Source organism: Actinobacillus succinogenes 130Z (assembly GCF_000017245.1).
Taxonomy (GTDB): Bacteria; Pseudomonadota; Gammaproteobacteria; order Enterobacterales; family Pasteurellaceae; genus Exercitatus; species Exercitatus succinogenes.
The window spans coordinates 1,943,611-1,959,777 of the sequence record NC_009655.1; the positions used below are offsets into that span (position 1 = coordinate 1,943,611).

The 16,167-nt window shown below is 46.9% G+C and carries 16 protein-coding genes; 11 read left to right on the forward strand and 5 right to left on the reverse strand.

The features are described from left to right. Positions 1–38: 38 nt before the first annotated feature. The 7 genes from hisH (at position 39) to ASUC_RS09165 (ending at position 5,669) form a co-directional block, all read left to right on the forward strand. A complete protein-coding gene (gene hisH / locus ASUC_RS09135) occupies positions 39–632 on the forward strand; it encodes an imidazole glycerol phosphate synthase subunit HisH (protein WP_012073495.1) in 594 nt (197 codons plus the stop codon). Next, complete coding sequence (locus tag ASUC_RS09140; protein ID WP_012073496.1) at positions 632–1,333, forward strand: MOSC domain-containing protein; 702 nt, start codon at positions 632–634, stop codon at positions 1,331–1,333. The genes hisH and ASUC_RS09140 overlap by 1 nt, the downstream gene beginning before the upstream one ends. 28 nt (positions 1,334–1,361) lie before the next feature. Beyond that, positions 1,362–2,111, forward strand: coding sequence for a 1-(5-phosphoribosyl)-5-[(5-phosphoribosylamino)methylideneamino]imidazole-4-carboxamide isomerase (gene hisA / locus ASUC_RS09145; RefSeq protein WP_012073497.1), 750 nt, complete (start codon positions 1,362–1,364; stop codon positions 2,109–2,111). Next, positions 2,093–2,866 (forward strand): imidazole glycerol phosphate synthase subunit HisF, encoded by a 774-nt coding sequence (gene hisF / locus ASUC_RS09150; RefSeq protein ID WP_012073498.1) that lies wholly within the window; start codon positions 2,093–2,095, stop codon positions 2,864–2,866. The genes hisA and hisF overlap by 19 nt, the downstream gene beginning before the upstream one ends. Before the next feature lie 72 nt (positions 2,867–2,938). Beyond that, positions 2,939–3,583, forward strand: a complete 645-nt coding sequence (hisIE, locus tag ASUC_RS09155; RefSeq protein WP_012073499.1) for a bifunctional phosphoribosyl-AMP cyclohydrolase/phosphoribosyl-ATP diphosphatase HisIE — start codon at positions 2,939–2,941, stop codon at positions 3,581–3,583. Positions 3,584–3,701: 118 nt separating this feature from the next. Then, positions 3,702–4,328, forward strand: a complete 627-nt coding sequence (upp, locus tag ASUC_RS09160; RefSeq protein WP_012073500.1) for a uracil phosphoribosyltransferase — start codon at positions 3,702–3,704, stop codon at positions 4,326–4,328. Positions 4,329–4,436: 108 nt separating this feature from the next. Continuing rightward, positions 4,437–5,669 (forward strand): nucleobase:cation symporter-2 family protein, encoded by a 1,233-nt coding sequence (locus ASUC_RS09165; protein WP_012073501.1) that lies wholly within the window; start codon positions 4,437–4,439, stop codon positions 5,667–5,669. A 98-nt stretch (positions 5,670–5,767) separates the two neighbouring features. Here the strand turns inward: ASUC_RS09165 and ASUC_RS09170 are convergent, their stop codons facing one another. Together ASUC_RS09170 and cysS are read right to left on the reverse strand one after the other, a co-directional pair. Further along, positions 5,768–6,592 (reverse strand): class II glutamine amidotransferase, encoded by an 825-nt coding sequence (locus ASUC_RS09170; protein ID WP_012073502.1) that lies wholly within the window; start codon positions 6,590–6,592, stop codon positions 5,768–5,770. Between the two features lie 181 nt (positions 6,593–6,773). After that, entirely contained in the window at positions 6,774–8,153 is a 1,380-nt protein-coding gene (cysS, locus tag ASUC_RS09175) for a cysteine--tRNA ligase (RefSeq protein ID WP_012073503.1), read from the reverse strand. A gap of 107 nt (positions 8,154–8,260) precedes the next feature. Here cysS and ASUC_RS09180 point away from each other — a divergent pair, with 107 nt between their 5' ends. The 4 genes from ASUC_RS09180 (at position 8,261) to ASUC_RS09195 (ending at position 12,127) form a co-directional block, all read left to right on the forward strand. Next, positions 8,261–8,770 carry a peptidylprolyl isomerase gene (locus ASUC_RS09180; RefSeq protein WP_012073504.1) on the forward strand — a complete coding sequence of 170 codons (510 nt, stop codon included), beginning with the start codon at positions 8,261–8,263 and terminating at the stop codon, positions 8,768–8,770. 47 nt (positions 8,771–8,817) lie between these two features. Beyond that, on the forward strand, positions 8,818–10,164 hold the full coding sequence (xseA, locus tag ASUC_RS09185) for an exodeoxyribonuclease VII large subunit (RefSeq protein WP_012073505.1): 1,347 nt from the start codon (positions 8,818–8,820) through the stop codon (positions 10,162–10,164). Further along, on the forward strand, positions 10,161–10,844 hold the full coding sequence (locus ASUC_RS09190) for a trimeric intracellular cation channel family protein (RefSeq protein ID WP_041834664.1): 684 nt from the start codon (positions 10,161–10,163) through the stop codon (positions 10,842–10,844). Before xseA ends, ASUC_RS09190 begins: the two co-directional genes overlap by 4 nt. Before the next feature lie 185 nt (positions 10,845–11,029). Then, a complete protein-coding gene (locus ASUC_RS09195) occupies positions 11,030–12,127 on the forward strand; it encodes a metallophosphoesterase (protein WP_012073507.1) in 1,098 nt (365 codons plus the stop codon). An 89-nt stretch (positions 12,128–12,216) separates the two neighbouring features. Here the strand turns inward: ASUC_RS09195 and epmA are convergent, their stop codons facing one another. The 3 genes from epmA to ASUC_RS09210 are packed head-to-tail and all read right to left on the reverse strand — an operon-like array spanning position 12,217 to position 16,127. After that, positions 12,217–13,188 carry an elongation factor P--(R)-beta-lysine ligase gene (gene epmA / locus ASUC_RS09200; protein ID WP_012073508.1) on the reverse strand — a complete coding sequence of 324 codons (972 nt, stop codon included), beginning with the start codon at positions 13,186–13,188 and terminating at the stop codon, positions 12,217–12,219. A 9-nt stretch (positions 13,189–13,197) separates the two neighbouring features. Then, entirely contained in the window at positions 13,198–13,419 is a 222-nt protein-coding gene (locus tag ASUC_RS09205; protein ID WP_012073509.1) for a YnbE family lipoprotein, read from the reverse strand. Between the two features lie 2 nt (positions 13,420–13,421). Further along, positions 13,422–16,127, reverse strand: a complete 2,706-nt coding sequence (locus ASUC_RS09210) for a YdbH family protein (RefSeq protein WP_012073510.1) — start codon at positions 16,125–16,127, stop codon at positions 13,422–13,424. Between the last annotated feature and the right edge of the window lie 40 nt (positions 16,128–16,167).

Below are 16,167 nucleotides of genomic sequence, written 5' to 3' on the forward strand. Positions count from 1 at the left end.
CATGAAGGCGCTGTAACAATCAATAAATTAAAATAATTATGACCAATTTAATCATCATCGACACAGGCTGTGCAAACCTGTCATCTGTAAAATTTGCATTCGACCGTTTGGAGATTCAAACGGAAATTTCACGAGATCTCAATAAAATTCAATCCGCCGATAAACTATTGCTTCCCGGAGTGGGTACGGCTGCGGCGGCGATGCGGATCTTAAAAGAACGTAAGCTGATTGAAACCATTCAAAATGCCACTCAGCCAATGCTTGGGATCTGTTTAGGCATGCAGTTGATGACCGCATTTTCGGAAGAAGGCAATTTGGACACGCTCAACCTAATGAGCGGCAAAACCGAGCTAATCCCAAATACAGGGCTGCCGTTGCCGCATATGGGCTGGAATCGTGTGCGTTATGTGGAAAATCATCCGCTGTTCACCGGTATCGAGCAAGACAGCCATTTCTATTTTGTGCATAGTTATGCGGTGTTACCGAATGAAAATACGATTGCAACGAGTAATTACGGCGTGGATTTCTCGGCGGCGATTGCTAACAAAAACTTCTACGGCGTGCAGTTTCACCCTGAAAGATCGGGGAAAAACGGGGCGTTGTTGTTGAAAAATTTTGTGGAGAATCTGTAATGTCTTATATTCTGGCGGTTAAAGTCGCCCAAGCGGAAACACTCTCGCTTTCCGACGGTTCCGACATTGTAACGGCAATCCGGAAAAAAGCGGTGAATAACGTACGGGTTCACCGACTTGGTGCGCAAGGCAATGATGTGGCCGACAAAAAACATCACGGCGGTACGGATAAAGCCTTGTTTTTTATGGCGCAAAAATCTTTAGAAAAACTGACCGCACTTTTGCGCTTAAATTACGATTATTTGCAGGATTCCCGTTTCGGCGAAAATTTTGTAGTGTCGGAATTAGATGAAAACAGCGTTTGTATCGGCGATCGGTATCGCATTGGTTCTGCCCTTGTGGAAGTGTGTCAACCGCGTAAACCCTGCAATACCTTATCAAAAAATACCGAAATGCCGGAAACCCGCAAAACCGTAGTGGAAACGGGCTTAGTCGGCTGGTATGTGCGGGTGTTGCAAAGCGGCGTCATTTCACCGGGCGATAAACTCGAGCTAATTAAACGCCCTTATCCGGAGATGACGGTCGCCGTAGTGCACGGTTTATTATCTCAACCGGCAAAAGACCTAGACAAAACCGTTTTGGATAAAGCCATTGATTGCCCGCCGCTTGCGGAGGGTTATAAGAAAACGCTTTATAAACAAGCGGATAAGTTAGCTCAGAAATCAAGCGAAAGCGCATTTTTTAATACGCCGGAATTTTAAAACAGAAATAAAGATACAGGAAAATACCATGAAAAAATCAATAATTATTCCCGCGCTTGACTTGATCGAAGGACAGGTTGTCCGCCTGTACCAGGGGGATTACGCACAACAAACTCTTTACAGCGATAACCCTATCGCGCAGTTTCAATGCTATGTCGATCAAGGAGCGCAGCAACTGCACTTGGTGGATTTAACCGGTGCAAAAGATCCGGTTAAACGCCAAACCGAACTCATCGGCAAAATTATCGAAGCTACGAAATGCAAGATCCAAGTAGGCGGCGGCATCCGTACAGAACAAGATGTAGCGGATCTGTTAGCGGTCGGTGCAAACCGTGTAGTCATCGGTTCCACAGCGGTTAAACGGCCTGAAATGGTAAAAGGCTGGTTTGAGAAATACGGGGCGGAGAAATTCGTGCTGGCGTTGGATGTAAACATTGACGCCAGCGGTCAAAAAATCATCGCGGTTAGCGGCTGGCAAGAGGCCAGCGGTGTATCGTTGGAAGAATTGATTGAAGATTATCAATCGGTGGGTTTGCAGCACGTGTTATGCACCGATATTTCCCGTGACGGCACACTGGCAGGTTCAAACGTGAATTTGTACAAAGAAATTTGTACTAAATACCCCGAAATTCAGTTCCAATCATCGGGCGGAATTGGTAGTTTAGCCGATATTGCCGCGTTAAAAGGCTTGGGGGTGGCCGGTGTGATTGTCGGGCGTGCGTTGTTAGAAGGTAAATTTAATGTAGCGGAGGCGATCGAATGTTGGCAAAACGGATAATTCCTTGTTTAGATGTACGGGACGGGCAAGTAGTAAAAGGCGTACAGTTCCGTAACCACGAAATTATCGGCGACATCGTACCGCTGGCAAAACGCTATGCCGAAGAAGGGGCGGACGAGTTAGTGTTTTACGATATTACCGCCTCATCAGACGGACGCACCGTCGATAAAAGCTGGGTGGAACGTGTAGCGGAAGTGATCGATATTCCGTTTTGCGTGGCGGGCGGAATTAAGACCATTGCCGATGCGGAACAGATTTTCGCTTTCGGGGCGGATAAAATTTCCATCAATTCACCCGCACTTGCCGATCCGAATTTAATCACCGCTTTGGCAGATCGTTTCGGTGTGCAGGCGATTGTGGTGGGCATAGACAGCTGGTTTGAAAAGGAAACAGGCAAATACTGGGTCAATCAATACACGGGCGATGAAAGCCGCACCCGCCAAACCAACTGGCAGTTACTCGACTGGGTCAAAGAAGTGCAACAACGTGGCGCAGGCGAAATCGTGCTGAATATGATGAACCAAGACGGCGTACGTAACGGTTACGATTTAGTACAACTGAAAAAAGTGCGTGAAGTGTGCAAAGTACCGCTTATCGCTTCCGGTGGTGCCGGTGAAACGGTTCACTTCCGAGATGCGTTTGTGGAAGCGAATGTGGACGGCGCCTTGGCAGCGAGCGTGTTTCATAAGCAAATTATTAATATTGGCGAATTGAAAGCGTATCTTACGAAAGAAGGTGTGGAGATTCGCCGATAGTCGTAGGGTGGGCATGCTTGCCCACCGAAACATTTTAATGGTGGGCAAGCATGCCCACCCTACAGGTATATTATGAATATTAAAAATATAGATTGGCAAAAAGTAGATCAACTGTTACCCGTCATCATCCAACACTTCCAAACCTGCGAAGTGTTAATGTTGGGTTATATGAATGAAGAAGCCTTGGCTAAAACCTGTGATGAGAAGATCGTGACATTTTTCTCCCGCACTAAGCAACGCTTATGGACGAAGGGTGAGACTTCGGGACATTTTTTGAATGTGGTGGATATGAGTTTGGATTGCGATAACGATACTTTACTGATTCTGGCGAATCCTATCGGTCCGACCTGCCACACAGGTAAAGAAAGCTGTTTCCACCAATTTGAAACCCAATCGGAAGGCGATTGGACGTGGTTTGCAAAGCTTGAACGGGAACTTGCCGAGCGGAAAAATGCGGATCCGAATGTATCTTACACCGCGAAGCTCTATCATAAAGGTACCAAAAAAATTGCCCAGAAAGTGGGCGAAGAAGCGGTGGAAACCGTTTTGGCGGCAATGGCGAAAGATCGTGCGGAAACCGTTTCCGAAGCGGCGGATTTGCTGTATCACTTAACCGTATTGCTGCAAAACGAAAATTTAGCTTGGGGAGATGTGATTGACAAACTTAAAGAACGTCATCAAGGCATCGGCTTACACCCTGAAGGTTCCAATAAATAGACAAAAGTGCGGTTAAATTTAACCGCACTTTTTTGTGGGAATTGTGACGCACTTCATTGAAGTGGTACGGCAATTCCTTTACAATCAAGTAATTTTGCAAAAAAAGAAGGAAGATTCCATGAAATTAGTCGAAGTTAAACATCCATTAGTCAAACACAAATTAGGTTTAATGCGTGCGGCGGACATCAGTACCAAAAACTTCCGCGAACTCGCCACAGAAGTGGGCAGCTTATTAACCTATGAAGCCACTTCGGATCTGGAAACGGAAAAAGTAATTATCGACGGTTGGTGCGGCGATGTGGAAATCGATCGCATTAAAGGTAAAAAAGTTACCGTAGTACCTATTTTACGCGCCGGCCTTGGCATGATGGACGGGGTGTTGGAACATATTCCGAGCGCGCGTATCAGTGTGGTGGGTATGTACCGTAACGAAGAAACCCTTGAACCGGTACCTTATTTCCAAAAACTGGCGAGCGATTTGGAAGAGCGCTTAGCCATTGTGGTTGACCCGATGTTAGCGACCGGCGGTTCCATGATTGCCACTATCGATCTGTTAAAACAAAAGGGCTGTAAACAAATCAAAGTGTTAGTGCTGGTGGCGGCGCCGGAAGGGATTAAAGCGTTGGAAGCGGCACATCCGGATATTGAAGTCTATACCGCATCAATCGACAGTCACTTAAACGAACAAGGCTACATCGTGCCGGGTTTAGGTGACGCAGGCGATAAAATTTTCGGAACAAAATAACCGTTTTTTTGACCGCACTTTTGTCGGCTTAACCTGCAAAGTGCGGTCGATTTTTACCATGTTTTTGACGAACTCAAACTTATCTATGTTCGTCTGTGAGAGAACCTAATGACAACTCAAATTGAAGAAAAACAAAGCGGCGCCAAACAAGTTTTTGTCGGTTTGCAAATGCTGTTCGTGGCTTTCGGCGCCTTGGTACTGGTGCCGTTAATTACCGGGCTGGATGCCAATACGGCGTTGCTCACCGCCGGCGTAGGTACGCTGTTATTCCAATTCTGCACGGGCAAACAAGTGCCGATTTTTCTGGCGTCTTCCTTTGCCTTTATCGCACCGATTCAATACGGCGTACAAACCTGGGGGATTGCCGTTACTATGGGCGGTCTGGCCTGTACCGGTTTGGTTTATCTGGCGTTAAGCACGCTGGTGAAACTGCGCGGCGTAGCGGCATTGGAACGGATTTTCCCGCCGGTGGTGGTCGGCCCGGTAATCATTATTATCGGCATGGGCTTGGCGCCTGTTGCGGTGGATATGGCGGTGGGTAAAGGCAGTGCTTATGCCTATAACGACGCCATTCTGGTGTCGCTTGTCACCTTGCTGACTACCCTTTTGGTAGCGGTGTTCGGGAAAGGCATGATGAAACTGATTCCGATTATGTTCGGTATCGCCGTAGGCTATGTATTATGTTTATTCCTTGGGCTAATCGATTTCCAGAAGGTCATCGACGCGCCTTGGTTCAGCCTGCCGAATATCACTACACCGGAATTTAAACTGGAAGCGATTTTATACTTATTGCCTATCGCCATTGCACCGGCGGTGGAACACGTAGGCGGCATTATGGCAATCAGTTCCGTTACCGGCAAAGATTTCCTGAAAAAACCGGGTTTACACCGTACGTTACTGGGCGACGGCGTGGCAACGGCAACGGCATCCATGCTGGGCGGTCCGCCGAATACCACTTATGCGGAAGTTACCGGCGCCGTGATGTTAACGCGTAACTTCAATCCGAATATCATGACTTGGGCGGCTATCTGGGCAATCGCTATTTCCTTCTGCGGCAAAGTGGGGGCGTTCCTCGGCTCTATTCCGACTATCGTCATGGGAGGCATTATGATGCTGGTATTCGGTTCCATCGCCGTAGTGGGCATGAGTACGTTAATCCGTGGCAAAGTGGATGTGACGGAAGCACGCAATCTCTGCATTATTTCCGTGGTGATGACCTTCGGGATCGGCGGTATGTTTGTGGATGTGGGCGGCATGTCCATCAAAGGAATCAGCCTGTGTGCCATTGTGGCGATTATTCTGAATTTAATTCTGCCGAAAGCGGAAAATAAAATCGATTAAAGTGCGGTCGATTTTTTGCATTGTTTTTCAGGGCGTATCACTACGCCCTTTCTTATCGCCGCAATAAAGGACGAACCGTCGAATTCGCCCGATAACAATCAACGCGACGCCGTGCCCAACGTGCCGTCGTCCGCCGGTTCTTTTTTCACGCCCATAATTTCCCGGATTTTTTCCCCGTCTTTGAAGAAAACAAAACCGCCATGTTCCATTTTGATCCAGTTTTCATTTTTGGTCAGCGGAAAAGTGGTGATAATGGTGACTTTGTCTTTTTCCGTGGTGTAATTTTTGAAATCGATCACGCCGTCGTCGTCGACACGCTGCACCTTGCAAAACGGCGCACGACGCGTGACATAATGCAGATTAGTGGAACAATGGGCAATCATCCATTCGCCGTTGGACAAAATAAAATTAAAGGTGCCGTACCGCCCCAGTTCCAGCGTGATTTCCTGAATAATACCGAAAATTTCGTCTTCCGACGGTTTGCTGCAATAACGTTTTTTCAATTGATCGGCAATATAACAAAACGCCGCCTCGGAATCGGTGGAACCGATGGGACGACAATAACAACCTGACAAATCCGGCAATGCCTTTAAATTACCGTTATGGGCGAATACCCAATTTTCGCCCCAGATTTCACGGATAAACGGGTGAGTGTTCACAATGCTCACTTCGCCCTGCGTCGCTTTACGGATATGCGCAATCACATTCAGCGATTTGATATTGTACTGTTTGACACAATCGGCGATAGGCGAAACCGCGGCGGGTTTTTCGTCACGAAAAATACGCACGCCTTTGCCTTCGAAAAAAGCGATCCCGAATCCGTCGGAATGAGTGTCGGTCAGCCCCGCACGACGGCGGAAGCCTTCAAACGAGAACACAATATCGGTGGGAACGTTGCAGTTCATACCGAGTAACTGGCACATAAAAATCCTTCAAAAATAAATTCACAATCTGTTGATGATTTAACAACAGAAACCGTTTAATTTCAATCTAAACAACACGGTTTTTTAGAACAAAAAGTTACATAAAATAACAAGATGAAAAAAGTGCGGTGAAAAACTGTAACATTTTTGACCGCACTTGATAATTTTAACCGGATTCCGCTTACAACTTACGCCAACTGGTGCCGTTGGCGCCGTCTTCCAGCACTACGCCCATTTCTTTCAACGCATCGCGGGCGGCATCGGCAGCCGCCCAGTTTTTCTCGGCGCGGGCGTCATTACGCTGTTTGATTAAAGCTTCGATTTTGCCGACTTCCTCATTCTCCGCACCGCCTTGTAAAAAGGCTTCGGGATCTTGTTCCAATAAGCCCAGCACGCCCGCCAGATGTTTTAAACGCGCCGCTAAGTGATTCGCTTGCGCCGGATTTTCCGCTTTCAGTTTATTGATTTCACGGGCAAGTTCAAACAACACCGCTAATGCGCCAGGCGTGTTGAAATCATCATCCATAGCGTCTTTAAATGCACCGACATATTGATCTTGGGCGGGCAGTTCGCTATTCCAATCGCAACCGCGCAGCGCCGTATACAAACGTTCCAGGGCTTTCCGCGCCAAGCCGATATTTTCTTCGCTGTAATCCAGCAAACTGCGGTATTGAGCGGTTAAAAAGAAATAGCGTACGCTTTCCGCATCGTATTTAGTTAAAATATCGCGAATAGTAAAGAAATTATTGAGGGATTTGGACATTTTTTCTTCATTAATCGTCAGCATGCCCGTATGCAGCCAGTAATTCACGTATTCGCCGTCGTGCGCGCAACAGGATTGAGCGATTTCGTTTTCATGATGCGGAAACATTAAATCCGAACCGCCGCCGTGAATATCAAAATGATTGCCGAGTTCTTTACTGTTCATCGCCGAACATTCGATATGCCAGCCCGGACGGCCTTTACCCCAAGGCGAATCCCAACTCGGTTCGTTCGGTTTGGACATTTTCCACAGCACGAAATCCATCGGATTTTTCTTCACCGATTTAATTTCCACCCGCGCACCGGCTTGTAATTGTTCCAAATTCTGGCGGGAAAGGGCGCCGTATTTTTGAAAAGACTCCACATCGAACATCACATCGCCGTCTGCCGCCAGATAAGCATGTCCGCGTTGCAGCAGGGCATCCACCATGGCGATAATTTCGGGTATATGCTTAGTGGCGCGCGGCTCCGCATCCGGTCGCAAAATATTTAATGCGTCAAAATCTTTGTGCATTTCCGCAATCATACGCTCAACCAACTGATCGCAGGTTTCATTGTTTTCCAACGCGCGTTTGATGATTTTGTCGTCCACATCGGTAATGTTGCGCACATAACGCAGGTTATAACCCAGAAAACGGAGATAACGGGTAATCACGTCAAAAGACACAAAGGTACGCCCATGACCGAAATGGCATAAATCGTATACGGTCACACCGCATACGTACATACCTACCTGATTCTGGTTGATAGGCTTAAATTCTTCTTTTTCGCGAGTGAGGGTGTTGAAAATTTTTAGCATAAAATGTCCGTTAAAATTCAGTGAAATCTGACCGCACTTTATAGCACTAATTGGCTTTTTATGGAATAATGCAAGCCGAAATTCAATCCCCAAAGAAAGGAAAAATAATGATTACGTTACACACTAATTTCGGCGACATTAAAATCGAGTTAAACCATGAGAAAGCGCCGGTTACGGCAAAAAACTTCGAAGATTACTGCAAATCGGGGTTCTATGATAACACAATTTTCCACCGCGTTATCGACGGATTTATGATTCAGGGCGGCGGCATGGAAAGCGGTATGCGCGAAAAAGCCACCAACGCACCGATTCAAAATGAAGCGAATAACCGTTTAAGCAACAAACGCGGTACCATCGCCATGGCGCGCACCTCCGATCCGCATTCCGCCACCGCGCAATTCTTCATCAACGTCGCGGATAACACGTTCCTTGATTATCGTGCGAAAGAAATGTTCGGACGCGAAGTGGTGCAGGAATGGGGCTATGCCGTCTTCGGCGAAGTGGTCGAAGGCATGGATGTGGTAGACAAAATCAAAGGTGTGAAAACGGGCAACGCCGGTTTCCATCAGGATGTGCCGAAAGAAGATGTGGTGATTACCTCCGTCACCGTCGAATAATTCACATAGCACGGTTCGCCGTGCTTTTTTCTCGGATATTAGGGCTTATGAACAACGCCAATATTTATTCCGTTTCCCAACTTAACCATGCGGCAAAAATGCTGTTGGAAGGACAGCTCGGTCTGGTATGGCTGACAGGCGAAATTTCCAACTTCAGCCAGCCGGTGTCCGGACATTGGTATCTCACGCTGAAAGACGAAAATTCTCAGGTGCGCGCCGCCATGTTCCGTATGAAAAATATGCGCGTCGGTTTTCGTCCGCAAAACGGTATACAGGTACTGGTGCGGGCGGCTGTCAGTCTGTATGAACCGCGCGGCGATTACCAACTGATAATCGAATCTATGCATCCGGCGGGCGAAGGCTTGTTACAGCAGCAATTCGAACAGCTTAAGATGAAACTGGCGGCGGAAGGTTTATTCGCGCAAAATCTAAAGAAAAATCTACCGCACTTTTGCAAAACCGTGGGGGTCATCACCTCACCTACCGGGGCCGCGTTGCAGGATATCCTGCACATTCTGAAACGCCGTGATCCTAATCTGAAAGTGGTGATTTATCCCTGTGCCGTACAGGGAAAAGAGGCCGCCGGCGAAATCGTGGAAATGATTGAACTGGCAAATGTCCGCCGGGAAGTTGACGTACTGATTGTAGGGCGAGGCGGCGGTTCGCTGGAAGATTTATGGTGTTTCAACGAAGAAGCGGTGGCACGGGCGATTTTTGATTCCACCTTGCCCGTTATCAGTGCCGTAGGACATGAAACCGATGTCACCATTGCGGATTTTGTCGCCGACGTACGCGCACCGACGCCTTCCGCCGCGGCGGAATTAGTCAGTCGTAATCAGGACGAACTGCGCCAACAGTTAAACTATAAACGGCAACGGCTGGATATGGCGTTGGATCGGATTATCAGTCTGCAACATCAGCGGTTGCAACGTTTAATATTACGGTTGCAGAATCAACATCCGCAAAATCAGTTGAATATACAGTCGCAGCGTACGGCGTTATTAACCCAGCGTTTGACGGCGGCGATAACGCGATTAATGGAAAAAAATCGCAATAAATTAACCGCACTTGCCACCCGGCTGCGGCAAAATCCGCTGCCTTATCGAGTGCAAAAACAATGCCAATACATGGAACAACTGCATGCCCGCCTGAATTTTGCCGTTGAAAATAATCTTTCCGTACGGCGGCACAAACTGGCAAATCTGTGCGGTAAATTAGACGGTTTAAGCCCGCTGAAAGTGCTTGCCCGCGGCTACTCTATCGCACAAAACGAACAAGGCATCGCCGTTACCTCCATCGCCCAAATCCGACCGGATGAAACCCTACGAACGCAAGTTGCGGACGGTATCATCGAAAGCCGGATCAGCAAGATTAAAAAGAAAGCCCGTTCATAATGTTAGACGTTTTATTTTTTATCGGCTTGATTGTCGAAGCCATGACCGGCGCCCTATCCGCCGGACGCGAAAAAATGGATATTTTCGGTGTGGTGGTCATCGCCTTCATGCCCGCATTGGGCGGCGGCGCCATGCGCGATATTGTGCTTGGGCACTACCCGCTTTTCTTTATCGCCCACCCGGAATATGTATTGATTGTCGTCATCACTGCCTTTGCTACGGTCTTAATCGCACCTTTAATCAGCCACTTTAACCGTTCCTTTCGCACGGTCTTTTTGGTCTTGGACGGATTGGGGCTCATCCTGTTTTCCATTTTAGGTACACAAGTGGCGCTGGATATGGGTTACGGTTTAACCGTCGCCAGTATTTCCGCCATTTTAACCGGTGCATTCGGCGGCGTATTACGGGATATTCTCTGCAACCGTATTCCGCTGATCTTTCAGAAAGAACTGTATGCGGTAATCGCCTTTCTTACCGCTTGTCTGTACATCGGTTTGCAGAATCTCAATGTGCCGCTGAATTTGAATATTTTGTTCACCTTAACCGCCGGCTTCATCTTCCGCCTGCTTGCCATTTATTTCAGTTGGGGCTTTCCGGTTTTTGATTATCAGGAACAGGAAATGGCGCCGAAAGATATACTGCCGAAACCGGCGAAACGACGAAAATATAAAGATAAATAAACATTAAAATGGCCCTCGGTAAGTGCGGTCATAAAAATCAAAGTTTTGTGAACGTAAACTTTCCGGCGGTTGTCGAAAATCATGAGCAATTCGTTCACGCGTACACACGTAGCGTCTTTCTCCGTGAAAGACGGTGTCGCTACGCATAACATTCAATATTTAAGGTTTAAAATTTAGGATTTATTTTGGAGACACGTTATTACATAATTTTTGCCGTCATTATTACGGCACTGCAGTTTTTTTTGGTTCTGTTTCATTACACCTTGCGTTGGCTGCTGCAGGATAAATGCAATCCGAAATCCTTGCGCTGGATTTCTGTCGGGTTCGGGATTGCCGCCAACGTTTTTATTCTGTCCAATATATTTTTCCGGTTATACCAAAATTTTCGGCTCAACGCCTTAATTCTGGTCGTTTTATATTTCATCGCGTTAACCGGGTTCGTCACATTTGTGATATTTCATATCGGTAAAATCTGGTTTGAACGGAAAACACTCAGTCGTGTGCTGCGCATACTTTACGTACCGGCGTTAATCGGTTTGTTCGGATTAAGTCTGTATAATGCCTACACTCCGGTTGTACACCATTATCAGGTTCGCCTGAATAAACCCATCCAGCCTTTACGTATTGGCGTTGCCAGCGATTTTCATCTCGGCAAATACTTCGGCGGCAAACAAATGGACAAATTGGCGGAAATTTTCCGGCGGGAAAAAGCGGATCTGATTTTACTGCCCGGTGATATTATGGACGATAATGTGGATACCTATCTGGCGGAAAAAATGCAGCCCCATTTAGCCAAATTACAGGCGCCGCTGGGCGTTTATGCAACTTTAGGAAATCATGATTTATTCGGTGACGAACTGCGGATTGAAAATGAAATACGTAAAACCGGCATTCATCTGTTAAAGGATGAAGCGGTGCAGGTGAACGGTCAGTTTACCGTTATCGGTCGTAATGACGATCTTATGCCGAACCGTCCGAGCGCAAAAACGTTACTACAGGGTGTCAACACCGATTTACCGGTATTTCTGATGGATCACCGCCCGACGGATATGTTGGCGCACAGCCAGTTACCGATTGATATTCAGGTATCGGGACACACTCATAAAGGCCAGATTTTTCCGGCGAATCTGCTGATTAAAATGACCTATCCGTTGGATTACGGCTTTAGGCAAATCAACAATGTGAATTTTTTCGTCACCTCGGGTTACGGATTCTGGGGCGTGCCGATGCGGTTGGCTTCCCAGTCCGAAGTATTTATTTTAGAGGTACGGGGAACAAATTAATTTTATTGACTTAATATCGCCGAAAGAAAAGTGCGGTGAAAAAACACAATATTTTTTCACCGCACTTGTTACCATGGGATAAATCGGCGTTAAGCGTTGTTAATAGCGAATGCCATCACCTCTTCAATACGTTTTTTATCCAGCGCGATCATTACCAAGCGATCCACGCCCAGCGCCACCCCCGAAGTGTTCGGCACGCCGGCCTGTAAGGCACCAAGTAGACGGCGATCGATTTCCCGCTGCGGCAGCGCTAATTTTGCCCGCTGTACGTTATCCTGTTCGAAGCGGTGTAATTGCTCGCGATGATCCGTTAATTCATGGAAGCCGTTGGCAAGCTCCAATCCTTTGTAATAAAACTCAAAACGTTCCGCCACCCTGTGATCTTCCGAACTGATTTGCGCTAACGCCGCTTGGGTCGCCGGAAAATGATATACGGCGACAGGACGTTCCTGTCCGATTTTCGGTTCGACTACGGTACTGAATAAAAATTGCAGCAAGGTATCGCGATCTTCGTCTAAATCGCACATAAAATTATATTTACGCGCTAATTCCACTAAAATAGGACGTTCCGCCGAAAGGGGATCGACACCGACAAATTCCTGAAAAGCAAACTGATAACTCATACTTTCCGCCGGTTCGCAATCCAGAATCTGTTGCAATAAATCGTCCACCTCATTAATCAGACGGTACATATCGAAATGCGGTCGATACCATTCCAGCATGGTAAATTCGGGATTGTGACGGCTGCCCGCCTCCTCGTTACGAAAAACATGGCAAAGCTGAAAAATTGCACCCGTACCGGCAGCGAGCAAGCGTTTCATATGATACTCGGGGCTGGTATTCAGCCATAAGGTTTTGGACCGTTCCGCCTGTGGCGCCACAAATTCCGTACTGAAAGTGGAAAGATGCACGTCCGTTACGCCAAACTCGCTTAATATCGGCGTTTCCACTTCCAATACGCCGCGATCGGTAAAAAACCGGCGAATATTGTTTATAATTTTTGCACGGGCAAATAAAGTTTCCACATTTGCCGTCGGCTGCCATTGTTCTTGTTCAAACATACTTTTATCCTATCGCTCCGTTACCGCCTCTCGGGTTTTATCGTCCATTTTTACACTGATATTGTGATCCACAACCACATTCATGTTAATGGTAATCCCCTCTTTAGGGGTTTCCAGCTGAACCTTCGGCGTACAGCCGGTTAATCCCGTCACGTTAAACACCGGAATAGCGAATAAAAATGCAATATACCGCCCGCAAAAGTGCGGTCCGAATTTCGATGATTTTTTCATAATTATTGATTTAATTGATATTCTAAATTCTGTTCAAATTGCGACCCGTAATCGATCATACTCCACAATTCGTACATATTTTCCCGATGATTATAATTCAAGGTTATCGGATTGTGACTTTTCTTTTGCGGATTATAACCGGTTATTTGCGATTTCAGATTCATTACGCCGTCCGGTGCCAGATTTACGGATGCATTTAAGCTTTCTAAATTCATTTCCTGAACCAAATCCGCCAAAATACTTTCCGTCCAACCGCCGGATTTTAACCCTGTCACCAACTCGTCGCCCAATTTAAGATACAAGGTTTCAGCCTGTTCAATCGTGCCGTTACAAATCACGCAATCATGATCATTCAGCCAAAACGGTAATGACGCATTAATCCGTCCTTTCAGCGTTAAGTGGTGATAATCCGCCATACCCAGCACTTTATCGACATCAATCCCATGCAGTTTGACTTCGGAAATCCGGGTTTGCGGAAAATTCAAACGAGGAATTTCCACTGTTCCGTCAAAGGCACGTAAAAAAATATTACGCAATTTGAACGGCTTGGCCGTCGAATAAGGATAGTCTCCCTGTACCGTCATTTTCGCATCATCAATTGATAACGCCCCCAAACGGAGAGAACGCATACTCACTTGAATCGGTTTCCGATTGGCACTCAACTGATAATTGTGATAACGAAACGGAAACTGAATCCGAATGCCTTTGATTTCACCGTCCGGCAGAGAAATTTCACCGTTACGCACATTCAAATCGCCGTCCATCAACACTCCGTTTTCATCAATAATAAAATCCGTTTCGCCTTTAATCGTGCCCCGATGAATGCGCCATTCCCATTTATACGGGAAAAGCGGTTGGAACACTCGGGCGGATTGTTCGTTCCAAGCGATTTTCCCCACCATTTTGTTATCGCCGTAGTGCGCCCGAACATCCAGCGGTCCCAGCATACCCGCTTTCAAATCACCGGCTAAATTAAAGTCCGAAATGCTTTTTCCGTCCACACCCACCCCGAATACGGGACGAATAAAGCGCCCGCCGTAATCGAATTCCACCCAATCGGCACGTGCTTGCATCAGTCCGCGTAAATGGTTTTCCGTGTAATTCCAGCGAAGGCGATCTTTCAGTTCCAGTTCGATTTTAGGAATTTTCACACCGGCCGTATCCACATTACCGGAATCGGCATGTAGCGTGGTTAATTCCACATGATCACCCTCCCAGAAACCCGCGCCTTTTACTTTCAACGGCGTTTTTAACGCTTTCCACACGGCACTGCCCCGCACACTCCAATCCCAACGGTTTAACACGATATTTTCAATGCGTCTTAATTTCTGCCGTTTATCCCGAATGGAAAAAACGGTTTTCAGCCCCGCAATAAATTCTCTTGCCTGTCCGTCCAGTTTCAAATCAATATTGCTAAACTGCGGTGTCGAGCCTTGCAATAACGCCTGCAAACGACCTTCCAAACCGAAACGTCCCACCAAAATATCATTCAGCGGCAAACGTACGTGTAACTTGGTTTCGTCGAATTCATTATCCATTTTAAAAATGGAACCCGGACGGAAATGCACGAAAGGATCTTCAAAATTACCGCCTGCGTTAAAAGTGAGATTGGTATACGCTACCGTATTGCCGTAACGCAGGTCTCCGCGCCCTTTCAGCGGCACATAAATACGCTCAGGACTAATTTCGCCTTTTTCACCGGAAATAACCATCTCGCCTTTGCCTAATTGACCGAAAGACTGCAACAGAATATCCACATCGGACGTCATAGGAAACCAGCCCTCTTTCGGCATATTCAGGGTTAAATCCACAAAGGCTTTGAGCGGTTGATCGCCGTCAAAATCCCAATATGCCAACCCTTTTTTAATTTCCAGCCGCTCTGCAGAAAAATGCACGGGCACATCCAATAACGGCTTATTTGCCGTTAAATTAGTCGCACTAATGGTTCCTTCCTGCTCTTTCCACTTTACCTTAAACTCTCCTGTCGGCACGGAAAAATCCGGCACATGCCAATGCCCGCTAAATTCGCCCGTCGTCGGCGCAATCAGTAAATTTTGATTAAGAGAAGTATTGAATGTCAGCAGATAAGATTGTCCGGATTCCGGCTGATAGGCGGCATTACCCGACAACAGAAAATCACCGCCGGACAACGGTTGAAGCGCAGAGTCCAACCGAAAAATGATCTCACTTTGCTGTTGTACCTGTGCGGCGATCGTCGCCTTGTTCGGCTGCAAATTCAGCGTAAGCCGTAACGGATTCGTTAATAACGGTTGAGTAGCGGGAACGGATAAGGCGTCGGCATTACGTAATTGGAAAGATTGAATATCCAATTCCCCCTCAGGCAACCAACCCCAAAGTGCGGTCAAATTTACAGACGTTTTATTTTCTTCATCGGCGGGTAATTTTGTTAAACAAGCGTAATCCAAGCTCAGGGTTTGCGCGGAAAGACGGTACAGATTCCACCAATGCAGTTTCAGATTATCCGCTTCGGCAATATAACACTGTCCCGCTTCGGAATAAACCGACGCATGAGGCAATTCCATACCGGTCGTTTGCCAGAGCCAAGCAGGAGAAAGGGTAATTTTAAAATCGGGAACCAGAAAACGGTTTACCCATTTCGCCGCATTGACAGGTGTCAGCCAATAAGGCACGGACAACACCAATCCCGCCAACACAAGGACGAACAGCAAACCGACTTTCTTCCACATAACCCTATCAACGTAAAATTTTATAAATTATCAGACAAAT

Bases quoted from the DNA above. Each gene is read 5' to 3' on its own strand.
- ASUC_RS09210 (WP_012073510.1), bottom strand. From the start codon at position 16,127: ATGTGGAAGAAAGTCGGTTTGCTGTTCGTCCTTGTGTTGGCGGGATTG.
- ASUC_RS09180 (WP_012073504.1), top strand. From the start codon at position 8,261: ATGATTACGTTACACACTAATTTCGGCGACATTAAAATCGAGTTAAAC.
- ASUC_RS09165 (WP_012073501.1), top strand. From the start codon at position 4,437: ATGACAACTCAAATTGAAGAAAAACAAAGCGGCGCCAAACAAGTTTTT.
- cysS (WP_012073503.1), bottom strand. From the start codon at position 8,153: ATGCTAAAAATTTTCAACACCCTCACTCGCGAAAAAGAAGAATTTAAG.
- ASUC_RS09170 (WP_012073502.1), bottom strand. From the start codon at position 6,592: ATGTGCCAGTTACTCGGTATGAACTGCAACGTTCCCACCGATATTGTG.
- hisH (WP_012073495.1), top strand. From the start codon at position 39: ATGACCAATTTAATCATCATCGACACAGGCTGTGCAAACCTGTCATCT.
- hisIE (WP_012073499.1), top strand. From the start codon at position 2,939: ATGAATATTAAAAATATAGATTGGCAAAAAGTAGATCAACTGTTACCC.
- hisF (WP_012073498.1), top strand. From the start codon at position 2,093: ATGTTGGCAAAACGGATAATTCCTTGTTTAGATGTACGGGACGGGCAA.
- epmA (WP_012073508.1), bottom strand. From the start codon at position 13,188: ATGTTTGAACAAGAACAATGGCAGCCGACGGCAAATGTGGAAACTTTA.
- upp (WP_012073500.1), top strand. From the start codon at position 3,702: ATGAAATTAGTCGAAGTTAAACATCCATTAGTCAAACACAAATTAGGT.
- ASUC_RS09205 (WP_012073509.1), bottom strand. From the start codon at position 13,419: ATGAAAAAATCATCGAAATTCGGACCGCACTTTTGCGGGCGGTATATT.
- ASUC_RS09140 (WP_012073496.1), top strand. From the start codon at position 632: ATGTCTTATATTCTGGCGGTTAAAGTCGCCCAAGCGGAAACACTCTCG.
- hisA (WP_012073497.1), top strand. From the start codon at position 1,362: ATGAAAAAATCAATAATTATTCCCGCGCTTGACTTGATCGAAGGACAG.
- xseA (WP_012073505.1), top strand. From the start codon at position 8,818: ATGAACAACGCCAATATTTATTCCGTTTCCCAACTTAACCATGCGGCA.